Source organism: bacterium, assembly GCA_026129405.1.
GTDB lineage: Bacteria > Desulfobacterota > Binatia > DP-6 > DP-6 > JAHCID01.
Map to the genome: position 1 here is coordinate 158,808 of JAHCID010000002.1, position 13,522 is coordinate 172,329.

Annotated in this window: 9 protein-coding genes; 3 read left to right on the forward strand and 6 right to left on the reverse strand. The window is 73.0% G+C overall.

Annotated features, from left to right (window positions below):
• Positions 1–59 precede the first annotated feature (59 nt).
• The 3 genes from KIT14_09105 to KIT14_09115 form a co-directional block, all read right to left on the reverse strand.
• Entirely contained in the window at positions 60–1,586 is a 1,527-nt protein-coding gene (locus KIT14_09105) for a hypothetical protein (protein ID MCW5890697.1), read from the reverse strand.
• Positions 1,587–1,798: 212 nt separating this feature from the next.
• Positions 1,799–2,710, reverse strand: coding sequence for a DsbA family protein (locus KIT14_09110; GenBank protein ID MCW5890698.1), 912 nt, complete (start codon positions 2,708–2,710; stop codon positions 1,799–1,801).
• Positions 2,711–2,742: 32 nt separating this feature from the next.
• Positions 2,743–4,515: a hypothetical protein gene (locus KIT14_09115; protein ID MCW5890699.1), complete on the reverse strand. Its 1,773-nt coding sequence runs from the start codon at positions 4,513–4,515 to the stop codon at positions 2,743–2,745.
• A gap of 71 nt (positions 4,516–4,586) precedes the next feature.
• Between KIT14_09115 and KIT14_09120 the strand changes: the two genes are divergently transcribed.
• Together KIT14_09120 and KIT14_09125 are read left to right on the forward strand one after the other, a co-directional pair.
• Positions 4,587–5,351: a hypothetical protein gene (locus tag KIT14_09120; GenBank protein ID MCW5890700.1), complete on the forward strand. Its 765-nt coding sequence runs from the start codon at positions 4,587–4,589 to the stop codon at positions 5,349–5,351.
• Positions 5,352–5,481: 130 nt separating this feature from the next.
• On the forward strand, positions 5,482–6,123 hold the full coding sequence (locus KIT14_09125; GenBank protein MCW5890701.1) for a helix-turn-helix transcriptional regulator: 642 nt from the start codon (positions 5,482–5,484) through the stop codon (positions 6,121–6,123).
• Positions 6,124–6,153: 30 nt separating this feature from the next.
• Here KIT14_09125 and KIT14_09130 read toward each other — a convergent pair whose 3' ends face one another.
• A complete protein-coding gene (locus tag KIT14_09130; protein ID MCW5890702.1) occupies positions 6,154–8,178 on the reverse strand; it encodes a hypothetical protein in 2,025 nt (674 codons plus the stop codon).
• Between the two features lie 283 nt (positions 8,179–8,461).
• On the opposite strand from KIT14_09130, the gene KIT14_09135 reads away from it, so the two are divergent.
• Positions 8,462–12,664 (forward strand): DEAD/DEAH box helicase, encoded by a 4,203-nt coding sequence (locus KIT14_09135; protein MCW5890703.1) that lies wholly within the window; start codon positions 8,462–8,464, stop codon positions 12,662–12,664.
• Between the two features lie 35 nt (positions 12,665–12,699).
• Here KIT14_09135 and KIT14_09140 read toward each other — a convergent pair whose 3' ends face one another.
• Both KIT14_09140 and KIT14_09145 read right to left on the reverse strand, forming a co-directional pair.
• On the reverse strand, positions 12,700–13,050 hold the full coding sequence (locus KIT14_09140; GenBank protein ID MCW5890704.1) for a helix-turn-helix transcriptional regulator: 351 nt from the start codon (positions 13,048–13,050) through the stop codon (positions 12,700–12,702).
• Positions 13,034–13,489 carry an SRPBCC family protein gene (locus KIT14_09145; protein MCW5890705.1) on the reverse strand — a complete coding sequence of 152 codons (456 nt, stop codon included), beginning with the start codon at positions 13,487–13,489 and terminating at the stop codon, positions 13,034–13,036. Before KIT14_09145 ends, KIT14_09140 begins: the two co-directional genes overlap by 17 nt.
• Positions 13,490–13,522: the final 33 nt, after the last annotated feature.

Consider the following 13,522-nt stretch of genomic DNA (forward strand, 5'->3'; position numbering starts at 1 on the left):
ACGGCGGAGGCCGCATCGTGCGACCTCCGCCGTTCGGCGTCGAGCGGACTCCCGGGAGCCTATTGGGAGAGCGTCATGGTCTGGATGACGGGCAGAAGGATGGCCCCCGGACCCGGCAGACCGGTGAGGTTGTCCACCGTCGCGTCCGTCGTGCGCGCCTCGCAGAACACCGCCGCGAGCACCGCACCCTCGCTCGTCTTCGGTGACGTCGTGTCGGGAAATGCGGGCGCGACGGGGACCGGGTTACCGGTGCGGACGATGAAGCCAGCCGAATCGGGTGCGGTCGGGAAGCACGGCAGGATCGGGTTGTTCGAGCAGCAGGTCTGGTTGATGCCGCCCTTGGGTGCGGGCGTGGACGAGCAGTCGACGGTGCAGCTGCCGCTGCACGAATCATCGATGGTCTGGCCAGGGCACGGCTTCGAGCCCTCCTTGCGCGACTCGCCCGTCGTGAGCGGCAGGTCGATCACGAGGACGCCGGCCGGCTGTCCCGAGGGGAGGCAGTCGGAGGAGAGCTGATAGTTCTGATCTCCCCTCGAGCCGACGACGCTGGTGAGACCGTTCACGGTGCAGGGCTGACCCTGGCTACGGCCGCTCTGGCAGGTGCCCGTGGAACCGATCGTACCGTTGCCCGAGCAGCGCGGGCAGACCTGGCTGTCCGGCTGGAGCACGAACACGCGCGAGTTCAGGTTGACGTTGGCCGTGGCCGCGCCGGTGGTCGTGTCGTACGTCCCGTCGATCCGGTCGCGACGGAACTCGTTCACGACGCAGACGGGGACGTTGTTCGACAGGAGGGGCAGCGGCGCGCCGAACGTCGGGCCGTTTTTCGTGCCAGCGCCGACCTTTCCGCACGACCGACACGTGGTGTCCGACGTGCCGTCGCACTCGGAGAGGCAGAAGTTCAGCGACGAGCCGTTCACCACGGGGAAGTTGTGCGATTCGCCGCTGTAGCCGTTGTCGAGGTCCGAGCCCGTCGGCGGCACTAGCATGTTGAGCTCCTGCGGCAGGCCGGGTGCCTCGCGCTCGGGACAGACGTCGAAGCAGGCGGCCTGGACCCCGCTGCAGTCGCCGCTCGGGTCCGTACAGGGAAGGCACTGCACCTTGATCAGGTTCTTGCCGTTCCCGCCGGGCGCTTTGACCACCATCTTGAGGGTGCCCTTGCCCTTCGGCGACGGCTTCTTGCCCTTCTTGGCCAGCGTGAGGATGGCCGTGCCGGTGGTGCCGCACGACGCTTCCGTCGTCGACGGCGCCGACAGGCCGGGGAACTTCTTCGCGTTGCCCTTCGGGAAGTTCAGCTTGGTGAGCGACGCGTCCGGCGTGCAGCCGTCGATCGCCGTCGACAGGCTACAGGCCGAGACTTCGATCGTACACGAGCCGTTCGTCGAGCCGTCCTTGTCGCACGGCGTGCCGTCGACGCAGGTGACGGTGGTGAACTTGTTGCCCGGTGCGACGGTGGCGTCGTCGCTGACGTTCCACACGGCGTTGCACGCCAGCCCCTTCTGCGCCCCGATCACCTTGGCTCGGGCCGGGGCAACGCTGGCGACGGCGAGCGCACACGCCATCGTCGCGATCACTGCGATACGATTCATGGGAAGCCTCCTCGGTGGCCGAGCGGCCAGGTTCGGGTCCGCTGAACGAGTCGTTCTCCGATGGAACGACGACTGGTCGATGGGGCGCGTGTCGCAGCGGATGCCTTCCCGGTTAAAGGCATCCGCCCAAGCCGTCAATATGAACCGGGCAGTCATCGCGACTGGAGCGCAGACGCCCAGTCGCGCGGATTCGTTACGCAATGCGGCGAGGGTCAGCTCGGCTTGTCGCCCGCGAGCTCCTCGTCGATCACCTGCTTGAAGGCGTCGGCCGACTGCGCACCGTTCACCCGCCGCCCGTTCACGATGAAGGCGGGCGTCGACGTGATGCCGATCTCCGCCGCCTCCTTCACGTCCTTCTCCACCGCCGCCAGCGTCTCGCGCGCGTCGTAGCAGGTCTTCAGCTTGGCGACGTCGATGTCGCCGGCCGCCTTGGCGTACTCCTCCACCTTCGACCAGAAGTTGTCCTTGTCGATGTCCTTCTGGTTGGTGAAGAGTGCCGTGTAGAGCTTCCAGAACTGGTCGTTGCCCTGCTGGAACGCGCATTCGGTGGCGATCGCAGCCGGCTCCGCCCAGGGGTGGATCTGCGTGAGCGGAAGCTGCTTGAAGACGAAGCGGACCTTGCCCTCGTAGGCGGGCAGGACCTCCTGCTCGATGATGTCGTGCGCTCGGCTGCAGAACGGACACTCGAAGTCGGACCACTCGACGATCGTCACCTTGGCGTCGGCCGGGCCGCGCGACGGCTCCTGGTCGAGCGAGACGCGCTGCATGATCGCCGTGCGCGGGTCGATCGTGATGTCGAGCGCCTCCCCGCGGAACAGCCACTTGCCGTCGTTGGTGATGTAGAAGAGGACGTCCTGCTTCTGCTCGCCGAGCTGGGCTTCGAGGTTGCCCTTCTGCCAGCCGGGGAACTCGGCGTCTTCCAGCGTGGTGACCGAGAACGCCACGCCGGGCGTGTCGACGGCCTGCTGGAAGTACTCGATGACGTTCTTCTTGACGGCGTCCGCATCGACCTTCGCCGCCGTTGCGCCGTTGCCGCCGCCCCCACCGGCGCCGCTTCCGCCGCCTCCGCAGGCCACGAGGAACGCCAGGACGGAGACGAGAAACGACCGAGGGGTGCGCAGCATCGCGCGCTTCTAGTGCCGGCGCCTGTTTGCAGTCAAGGACGTGGCACGGATGCGAGGCTTCGGAGCCCCGTCGCTGGTGCGTCGAAGCCGGGCCAGAGCGCGAGCGCGGCCTCGAAGTCGGCGCGCGCGAGCGGTGCGACGCGCGGGCCCCAGAGCCAGAGGAGCGCGCGGCCGCGCTGATAGCGGCTGACGGCCTCTTCGACCGGCACGCGAAGCGGCGCGACGACGGTCTCGAGCAGGGCCGCAGCGCCGGTCGCCTCGATGGCGGTGGTCGGGCCGGTGACGCCCTCGACCGTCGACGTCGGCTGACCGTCGCGGACGAGCACGATCGCGCCGCCGTCGAGGTACGCGATGCGCCAGCCGGGCATCCGCCCGATCGCGCCGGCCAGCTCGAGCCGCCCCGGCGCCGGGTGATGCAGCACGACGGCGCCGATCCCCCGGCGCTCGGCCAGGGCCGCGAAGCGGGCCGAATCGGCGAGCGCGGCCTCGTACTCCTCGTAGACCGCCGGCGGATACATCTGGAGGCGGCCGTCGAAGAAGACGCGACGCTGCGGCCAGGCGCGCCAGAGGAGCCAGCCGCCGAGCAGATCGTCGTTGAACACCCGCGCCTCCGGCGCGTTGGCCTGGAGCCAGTCGACCGCCCCGGCCGAGAAGAGCAGGCGCGACTCGCCGAGGCCGAACGCCCGCGTCATCCGCATCGACTGGTAGAAGGTGCCGCGCACGACCCAGCCGGCAACGACGAGCGCCGTGACCGCCATCGCCAGGTTCAGCGTCGGTACGAGGCGGTGCGACGCGGCCGCCAGCCGCCGGGCCAGCGGGCCGAAACCCTCGGCGACGAAGGGCAGGACGCCGAGCCCGACGAGCGCGACGTTGCGGCGCGCCATGGCGCCGAGCGCGACGAAGGTCGCCGCCGTCAGCAGCGACGACAGTCGCCAGCGACGGAACGAGACCATCGCCGCCAGCGCGGCGAGCGCCACGAGCGCGACCAGGCCGAAGGCGGCGGCCGGCGACAGCTCGGCCAGCGCCGTCGGCCGGTGCTCGACGATCCCGAGCGAGGTGACGTCCCGGCCGCGGATGACGGTGAGGAGCCGCAGCGGGAAGAGGGCACCGGTGAGGCCGAACGGGGTACACGCCTCGGCGATGGCCGAGCCCACGAGCGCGACGCCGAGGCGCTGCTCCTCGTCCGGCGGCCGCCGGCTCGCCGCCGTCCAGCCGGCGGGGAGAGGCACCCAGCGCGCGACGAGCGTGCCCGCGAGCGCGAGCCCGATCACGCCGACGCCGAGCACCGACAGCGCGTGACAGTTCGCCCACACGACCTGCATCGCGACCAGGAGCGCAACGGCGCGCCAGCCGATGCGCCCGTCGAGGACGAGGAGCGAGGTCGCGAGCAGGCACAGCGTCACCGCCTCGGGGCGCGCGGTGAAGCGCTCGACCGTGATCAGCGCCGCGAGCAGCACGACGATCGCCGCGGCCCACGCCGGCAGCCGTCGCTGCGCCAGCCGCCACGCCGCCGCGAACGCACCGAGGTAGAGCGCGCCGCAGCCGAGCGCGACGGCCGCGGCGCCGCCGAGCACCCACAGCCCGTAGAGCCCGAGCTCGAAGAGCCACTGACGATTCACCCATGGGGCTTCCGGCGCGGTGAACGAGAAGGGATCGCCGCGGACCACCGTGCCGGTGTCGGCGATGAGACGGCCGCTGGCGAGGTGCCACCACGTGTCGGAGTCGTCGAGACGGTGGACCTGGAGCACCGCGATCAGGAGCAGCCCCGCCAGCCCCGCCAGGCGATCCGTCCAGCTGCCGCGCACGCGCGCGGTCTAGCAGACCTCGCCCGGGGCACAACCTTGACCGTCCGGCGGGCCGCCGTTACAGACGCGCCATGTCGCGAGCCGTCGCGTCCGTCGCCGCCGTGCTCCTCGTCGCCTTCGTCGTGGCTGCAGAGGAGCCGGCGCCCACTCCCGCCGCGGGCACGACCGGCACCACGGTGGTCGAAGGAGCGCCCGAGGCGACGGTGCAGACCACCGAGATCGTCGGCGCCCCGCCCGATCTCACCGGCCGCTGGTTCCTGCTCGCCGATCTCGCCTTCCAGAACAACCCGGCGCGCATCCTCGTGCCCGCGTTCTGGTCGGTGTCGAACGTGAACGGCACGATGGACGTCGAGGTGCGCTTCGTCGGCCTGCCGGCGAACGTGGCCGCGGCCTACAGGAAGGCGGCGGAGACGCGGACGTCGTGGACGCCGACGCCGGCCGACCTCGACGCCATCCGCGACCAGTGGGACGCGCTCCCCGCCGAGGATCGCGGCTTCGCGAATCTGGCCGTCAAGCTCGTTGGCAGGGATGCCTTCGACGACGTCATCAAGGGCGAGCCGCTCGTGCAGGACGCGCTCTGGGTGGCGCAGCTGACGGGCAACTTCCGCCCCGGCGGCGGTCGGCCCGTGCGCGAGGTCGTGATCTTCGGGGCCAAGGAGCAGATCGAGAACGGGTGGTCGGGAACCTACATGAGCGTCGCTGTGGCCAATGCGCCGTTCCCGGTGCCCATCCAGCTGAGCGGGACGTTTCGCATGTGGCGCGTCGATCCGCGTCCGGCCCGCGGCATCCTCGCCCGTATCGCCGACTGGTTCGCCGGATGCGGCCGTAAGCCATAGCTCCTCCCTATGCCGGGACGCGGCTCGCCTGTTTCCTGGGTGCGCGCTCCGGCATTCACGTGTTGTTGGCAGACGCGCACCGGCGGTACGCCTGGCACCGGCGACGTAACCCGGATCGCCAGGAGGTCGCATGGTCCGCTACGCACTCTTGGGCCTGCTGATGGAGCAGGCCGACTACGGCTACCGTCTGAAGCGTCGCTTCGACGAGCGGGTCGGGACGCTGTGGCACTTGAACATCGGGCAGGTCTACCAGACGCTGCGTGCGCTCCAGCGCGCCGGCCTGGTGAACGAGATCGAGGGCGAGCCCAGCAACGAGCCCTACCCGGGCCGCCGCATGTTCGCGCTCACCGGCAAGGGGCAGCGCGTGTTGGAGCGCTGGCTGCACCGTCCGCCGGTGCGCCCGCGTCCCGTACGCGACGAGACCCTGATCCGCCTCCTGGTGCTGGAGCCGGCGCGGCGCGGGCAGGCGATCGCCCGCGTCGTCGAGCAGGAGCAGCTCTATCGCCGGGAGATCACGCGTCTGCAGGCACAGAAGCGGCGTCTGCCGCACGCCGAGGACGGCGGCAGCCTCGTCGGCCACTTCGGCGTGGAGGCGGCGTTGCTGCATACCGAGGCGCATCTCAAGTGGCTCGAGTACTGCCGCACCTACCTCGAGCGCGCCGCCCAGCAGGACGTCGCCGACGACGCCGCGACCGGCGACGCACTCGACGGTGTGCCGCCGTCGCTGCCCCACGCGTCGCTGCCGCACGCCGAGGCGCGCCCGAGTGCCTGAGCGCGTCCGCGGGCCACGGAAGGCCCGAGCCTAGCGGCCGGGCGGCGGCGCCATGCCGTGCTCGCGCATGCGCTGCTCGAACTCCGGCATCGAGACGCGCCACAGCTCCATGCGGACGCCGCGGTGGAACGGGGCGGCGACGAAGTGCGACATGGCCTGGTCGGGGGTGAGGTCGGCGACCTTGTCGACGCTGGCGACCTTGCGCAGCTCCTCGATCATCTCGTCCTTGTCGGGCTCGTTCGGGCGCAGGAAGAGGTAGGGCCGGAAGCCGTTCAAGATGAGATGCCCGGCGATCTTGTCGGGCGTCAGCCGCCAGCGCTCCAGGTCGGTTAGGTAGAGCGCCCAGCCGCGGCCGCCGTACCACTCGATGTTCTCCGCGGGCCGGCCGACCGCCTCGCTCGTGATCACGACGGCGTTCTTCTCGAGCAGGCGCTCCATGTTGGCGCGCGCGCGCTGCATCTGCGGCTTCTGGAACGGCGCGCGCCGGCCCTCCTCGGCCTGCACGCGCTGCACCTTGAGGCCGACGAGCGCGAGCATCAGCACCATCGCCAGCACCTGCACGAGCCGTCGTCCGGGCAGGGCGAAGGCCGCGGCCAGGCCGAGCGCGCCGAGCACCTGGATCGTCGTCGCCAGCGCCTGGAGCGGCGGCTGGAGCTCGGCGGCAGACGACCACGACACCGCCGCGCCGAGCGCGAGCAGCAGCGCGCCGACGCCGGCGAGCGCGTGCGCGAGGTCGGCCCGCCCGCGTCGCTGGAGCAGGCGGAGCAGGTCGAGGCCTCCGCAGACGCCCTCGACGATCAGCATGGGCAGGAAGATGAAGACGCCGACGAGATAGCGGTGATCCGGCCGCGGCCAGCAACTGAAGAAGACGAAGCCGACGACGCAGTAGATGATCGCCGCCACGGCGAAGGCCGGCCGCAAGATGAGCGCCGTCGCTGCACCGAACAGGGCGAGCAGCAGGATCGGCCCGGTGTAGGCGCGCAGCAGGATGTTCCAGTTGCCCGGCAGCGTGGTCTCGAGGTTCGAGATGCGCAGCCCGCCGCCCTGGACCTGGTCGAACGTGCCGCCGCGCCAGCCGCGCGACGGATACCCGACCTTCGGCGTCTGCTCGCCGGCCGGGGGCGCATCCGCCGCAGGCCCGGTCGTCGCCGGTGCGGCAGGGGCGTCGGCGGCCTGGTTCGCGGCCTGGGCGGGCGCCGAGGTCGCGGCCGCGTCGGGTGCTTTGTCGGCGGGCTTTTTCGGCAGCACCGGGCGCTTCGGCTTCGCGGGGGGCGGAGGCAGCGACGGCAGGAGCGGCAGCTCCATCCCCTGCGTGGGCAGGAACGGGTTGCCGACGGCCGCGGCGTTGTAGGCGAGGAAGGGCGCGAGGCCGATCGCGATGCCGAGCGCACCCACCGCCGCGGAGCGGGCGAGCATCGGGATGCGGCGTCCCTCGCGCCACCAGCGCACGCCCATCATCGCCGACGCCGGGATGACGTAGATCGCCGCGTCCGGCCGGATGGTGACGGCGAAGCCGAGCGCGAGCCCGCCCGCGAGGGTGCGCCACCCGGCGAGCGGCGTGCCGCCCGCCGGGTTCAGCAGCAGCAGCCCGGTGAAGGCGGCGACGTGCGCCGACAGGTCGCGCGTCAGCGTGAGGCCCCACAGGTGGATCATGGTGGGGAACAGCGCGATCATCGCCGCGCTCGCGCCGCCGCGCCACGGCGAGTGGCTGGCGCGCCAGTGGAAGCGGGTGACGACGAGCAGCAGCGCGAGGAAGATGCAGCTGTTCAGGACGTGTGCCGCATCGTCGCCGAAGAGACCGATCCACCCCGCGAGCAGGATCGGGAAGCCAGGCGAGTAGCGGCAATAGAGCTTGCCGCCCTCGTTGACGTACGTCTGCACCAGGATGTCGGTGCGCGGCGGCAGGAACTGCTGCAGCGCCTTCAGCGGCTCCCACTGGTGGAAGACGCGCCCCTGGAGCAGGTCGTGCGCGAAGTTCAGATAGCCGAACTGGTCGACCGCCAGGTACCAGGTGATCTGCCGCTCGAGACCGAGCCACGTCTGCCAGAGCAGCACGACGACGGCGACGCCGAAGACGGCGCGCTTTGCGATCGGGACCCAGTCGACCGGCGCTCGGGGCGGCGTCTCGGGCCGCGGCGCGGGCTCGGGACGACGAGGGGCCGGGCCGCGCGCTCCGCCGCCGCGAGGTGGCTGGCCGCCAGGGCCCGAGCGCTGCTGGCGCGACCGGCCGGTCTTGCGGGACACGTCGGTCGATATAGCCGGGCCCTCGGCCGGGAGGAAAGCAGACGGCGGAGGCCGGGTTGAGCGGCCGCACGGCGCAGGCTAGGAGCCGCGCAGTATGACGCGGGGTGGGGTGCCGTTCTTCTCGCCGCTGGTCGCGGCGTGGTTCACGGAGCGCTTCGCCACTCCGACCGAGGCCCAGGAGGCCGGCTGGCCGGCCATCGCCTCGGGCCGCGACGTGCTGATCGCGGCGCCGACCGGGTCGGGCAAGACGCTGGCTGCGTTCCTCTGGTCGCTCGATCGGCTGATCGGGCTCGCCGCCGCCGGCGCGCTCGAGGACCGCACCTACGTCGTCTACGTCTCGCCGCTGAAGGCGCTCGGCAACGACGTCCAGAAGAACCTCGCGACCCCGCTCGCCGAGCTGCGCGCCCGTGCGGAGGCCGCGGGCACGCCGCTGCCCGACCTGCGCGTCATGGTGCGCACCGGCGACACGCCCGCGGCGGAGCGCCAGGCGATGACGCGGCGGCCGCCGCACGTCCTCATCACCACGCCCGAGTCGCTCTACATCCTCCTCACCGCGGAGAAGAGCCGCCGTTTCCTCGCCGGCGCGGAGACGATCATCGTCGACGAGATCCACGCCGTCGCGCCCGACAAGCGTGGCGCGCACCTGGCGCTGACGCTCGAGCGTCTCGACGCGCTCGCCGCACGGCCGCTCCAGCGCATCGGTCTGTCGGCGACGCAGCGCCCGATCGACCTCGTCGGCCGGCTGCTCGTCGGTAGCGCGCGGCCCGACCCGGTGCTGGTCGACGTCGGACACCGGCGCCCGCTCGACCTCGGCATCTGGCTGCCCGACCAGCCCGTCGGGCCGATCGCGACGCACGAGTACTGGGGCGCCGTGCTCGACCGCGTCGCGGCGTTCAGCGCCGAGCACCGGACGACGATCTGCTTCGTGCACACGCGGCGTCTCGTCGAGCGCTGCGCGCATCTGCTCGCGGAGCGCGTCGGCGAGGGGCGCGTCGCGGCGCACCACGGCAGCATGGCGCGCCGCATCCGGCTCGAAGCCGAGGAGAAGCTGAAGAGCGGGCGGGTGCCGCTCGTCGTGGCCACGGCGTCGCTCGAGCTCGGCATCGACGTCGGCGCGGTCGACCTCGTCTGCCACGTCGGCGCGCCGCGTACGCTGGCGACGCTGATCCAACGCGTCGGCCGCTCGGGCCACGCCCGCGGCGCGACCCCGAAGGGCGTGCTCTTCCCGCTGACGCGCGACGATCTCGTGCAGGCCGCCGCGTCGGTGCGCGCCGTCCGCACGGGCCTCCTCGACGCGCTCGTCGTCCCACCCGGGCCGCGCGACATCCTCGCGCAGCAGTGCGTGGCGGCGGTGGCGAGCGGCGAGCTCGGCGTCGACGAGCTGCTCGCGCTGGTGCGCCGCGCCTGGCCGTGGCGCGACCTCGAGCGCGCGCAGCTGGAGGAGCTGCTCCTGCTGCTCGCCGAGGGCGTCAGCACGCGCCGCGGCCGGCGCTCGGCGCATCTCCACTGGGACCGCGTCAACGACCGCCTGCGCGCCCGTCGCGGTGCCCGCCTCGCCGCCATCACCGGCGGCGGCGCCATTCCCGACACCGCCGACTACGACGTGATCGAGGAGCCGGCGGGGCTGCTCGTCGGCAAGGTCAACGAGGACTTCGCCGTCGAGAGCATGCGCGGCGACATCTTCCTCCTCGGCAACCGCTCGTGGCGCATCCGCCGCGTCGAGGCGACGAGCGTGCGCGTGGAGGACGCCGCGGGTGCGCCGCCGACGGTGCCGTTCTGGTTCGGCGAGGCGCCGTCGCGCACGCGCGAGCTGTCGGACGAGGTCTCGGCGCTGCGGAGCGAGATCGTGGCCCGTGCTGGCGAGCCGCGGGGATGGCTCATGGCGGCGTGCGGGCTCGACGACGCGGGCGCGCACCAGCTCCAGGCCTACGTCCTCGAGGCCGCGGCGGCGCTGGGCGGCGTGGTGCCGTCGGTCGAGACCATCGTCACCGAGCGCTTCTTCGACGAGGCGGGCGGCATGCAGCTCGTCGTGCACGCGCCGTTCGGCGGCCGCATCAACCGCGCCTTCGGCCTCGTCCTGCGCAAGCGCTTCTGTCGCACCTTCAACTTCGAGCTGCAGGCGGCGGCGAGCGACGACGGCATCGTGCTCTCGCTCGGCGCGCAGCACAGCTTCCCGCTCGACGGCGTGCTCGGGATGATCTCCCGCCAGAGCCTCGCCGACGACCTCGCGCAGGCGGCGCTCGCGTCGCCCATGTTCACGAACCGGTGGCGCTGGAACGCGACCCGCTCGCTCGCGCTGCTGCGCCACGAGAGCGGCAGGAAGGTGCCGATGCCGCTCCAGCGCATGCGCGCCGAGGACCTCCTCGCGGCGGTGTTCCCCGAGCAGCTCGGCTGCCAGGAGAACATGGGCGGCGGCCCGATTCCGATCCCCGATCATCCGCTGGTCACGGAGACGGTGGAGAACTGCCTGCACGAGGCGATGGACCTTCGCGGGCTCGCCGCGGTGCTCGACGACGTCGCCGCAGGCCACATCCGTGCGGTCGGCATCGACACCATCGCGCCGTCGCCGTTCTCGCACGAGATCCTGAGCTCGAACCCGTACACGTATCTCGACGACGCGCCGCTCGAGGAACGCCGCGCCCGCGCCGTGTCGCTGCGCCAGGCGGTGCCGCAGCTGGCCGGTGGGCTCGGCGCGCTCGACGCCGCGGCGGTGGCCGAGGTCGCCGCGCAGGCGTGGCCCGTCGTGCGCGACGCCGACGAGCTGCACGATGCGCTGCTGTCGCTCGGCATCCTGCCCGTGTCGGCGCTCGCCCGGCACGGCTGGGAGGCGCTCGCGGCGTCGCTCGTCGCCGCGGGGCGCGCCACGCGCGCCGGTGATCTCCTCGTCGCCGCCGAGCGCACCGCGTTGCTGCGGCTCGTGCTGCCGGGTGTCGCGTTCCAGCCACCGGTGCAGGACGCGCTCTTCGGCGGCCTCGCCGGCCGCCGCGGCGTCGAGACGGAGGAGGACGCGCTGCGCGCGATCGTCGGCGGCTGGCTCGAGGCCGTCGGCGTCGTCACGGTGGACGAGCTGGCCGCGCGCTGCGGCCTGCCCCCGGGCCGCGTCGCCGTGGGGCTGGCGCGCCTCGAGCTCGCGGGTGCGGCGCTGCGCGGGCGCTACCGCCCCGGCGCCGCCGGCGAGGAGTGGTGCGACCGCACCCTGCTGGCGCGCATCCATCGTCTCACGCTCGGCCGCCTGCGCCGCGAGATCGAGCCCGTCAGCGCCGCCGACCTGATGCGCTTCTGGTTCCGCTGGCAGCACGTGCAGCCGGGCACGCGGCTCCACGGCCGGCGCGGCCTGCTCGAGATCCTGGGCCAGCTCGAGGGCCTCGAGCTGCCCGCGCGCGCGTGGGAGGAGCAGGTGCTGCCCGCGCGCATGAGCCGCTGGGATCCGGACGACCTCGAGCACCTCTGCCTCGCCGGCGAGGTGGCGTGGGGGCGCCTGCGTGTCGCCGTGCCGGACGACGCCGACGACGAGCCCCGCCGCCTGCGCGCGCCGGGCCGTGCGGCGCCGCTCGCGCTGCTGCGTCGCGAGAGCCTGCCGTGGCTGCTCGCGCCGGCCGGCGATCCCGGACCGCTGCCGCCGGCAGCCGCGGCCGTGCACGCGACGCTCGTGCGCCGGGGCGCGTCCTTCACCGCCGACCTCGCGCGCACCGCCGGCCTCGGCGTCCCCGTCGTCGAGGAGGCGCTGTGGACGCTGGTGTCGCACGGGCTCGTCACCGGCGACGGCATCGCCGGGCTGCGGGCGCTGATCGCGCGTCCCGAGGACGGACGTCCCACGCCCGCGCGTCGGCGGGCGTTGCCGGCGGGACGCTGGGCGCTCCTGCGCGACGGCGATGCGGCGTCGGTCGACGCGGCCCCGGCGGACGACGACCCCGAGCGCTTCGCGCTGCTCCTGCTGCGCCGCTGGGGCGTCGTCGTGCGCGAGGTGCTGGCGCGCGAGAGCCGCATGCCGCCGTGGCGCGTGCTGCTGCCGGCGCTGCGCGCGCTCGAGGCGCGCGGCACGGTGCGCGGCGGGCGCTTCGTGCAGGGCATGGTCGGCGAGCAGTTCGCGCTGCCCGAGGCGGTCGAGGCGCTGCGCGCGGTGCGCCGGCGGGAAGGGTCGTCCGAGACGGTGACCATCGCCGCGGCGGATCCGCTGAACCTCGTCGGCATCGTCGTGCCGGGGGCCCGCCTCGCGCCAGCGCTGCACGAGACCATCGTCTTCCGCGACGGCGTGCCCGTCGAGGTGGCGCCCGACCGCGCCGCCGCGGGCGCCTGAGGCGACGGACGGGGCCGGCACACGCCGGCCCCGCGTCAGCTCTCCACGAACGCCGCGAGGCGGGCGAGCGCCGCGTCCCACTGCCCGGCGATGGCGTCGAGATATCCGCGCGCCTCCTGGAGCCGCTGCGGCCGCAGCTCCCACACGCGCTGGCGTTGCCGCGGCGGGCGGCGGCTGCGGACGAGGCCGGCGCGCGTCAGCGCGTGGAGATGCTTCGTCACCGCCTGACGCGTCACCGGCGCGCCGTCGGCGAGGCGTGCGATCGGCAACGGTCCCTCGGCGCACAGCCGGGCGACCAGGCGCAGGCGCGTCTCGTCGCCGAGCGCCGCGAAGACGGGCGCCACGCCGCCCGCTCGGGCGCGCGTCGCGCTACGCCCCGGCGACATGGCGGCTCAGGTTCTGCACCTGCTCGCTCCACCCGCCCTCGTTCATGCGGAACGCCTCGGCCCGGCGCCCGGCGGGGATGCGGTCGAAGCCGGACTCGATCACCGTGAGGCGGGTGCCGCCGGGGGCGTCCTCGAGCCGGAACTCGACCAGCGTCGTCGGCTCGGCGGTGTAGTCCACCGCCGGATCGATCGCGTACGGGTGCCAGCGATAGGAGAACAGTCGCTCCGGCTCCATGCGCTCCACGTGGACCTCCATGACGACGTGCTCGTAGCCCGGATACGTGATGTTGCCGCGCACGGCGGTGCCCGCGACGAACGGGCCGTGCATCTTCACGCGGAACCAGGTGCCGAACTCCTCGGCGTTGCTCAGAGCGCGCCAGACGCGGGCGCGCGGGGCGCGCAGGACGACGGACTTCTCGATGCGGTCGGTGTCGGACATGGGCAACCTCCTGGTTGCCTCAATGCCCCAGCG

Coding starts and splice junctions, on each gene's coding strand:
- KIT14_09105 (MCW5890697.1), bottom strand. CDS start 1,586: ATGAATCGTATCGCAGTGATCGCGACGATGGCGTGTGCGCTCGCCGTC.
- KIT14_09125 (MCW5890701.1), top strand. CDS start 5,482: ATGGTCCGCTACGCACTCTTGGGCCTGCTGATGGAGCAGGCCGACTAC.
- KIT14_09140 (MCW5890704.1), bottom strand. CDS start 13,050: ATGTCGCCGGGGCGTAGCGCGACGCGCGCCCGAGCGGGCGGCGTGGCG.
- KIT14_09135 (MCW5890703.1), top strand. CDS start 8,462: ATGACGCGGGGTGGGGTGCCGTTCTTCTCGCCGCTGGTCGCGGCGTGG.
- KIT14_09120 (MCW5890700.1), top strand. CDS start 4,587: ATGTCGCGAGCCGTCGCGTCCGTCGCCGCCGTGCTCCTCGTCGCCTTC.
- KIT14_09145 (MCW5890705.1), bottom strand. CDS start 13,489: ATGTCCGACACCGACCGCATCGAGAAGTCCGTCGTCCTGCGCGCCCCG.
- KIT14_09110 (MCW5890698.1), bottom strand. CDS start 2,710: ATGCTGCGCACCCCTCGGTCGTTTCTCGTCTCCGTCCTGGCGTTCCTC.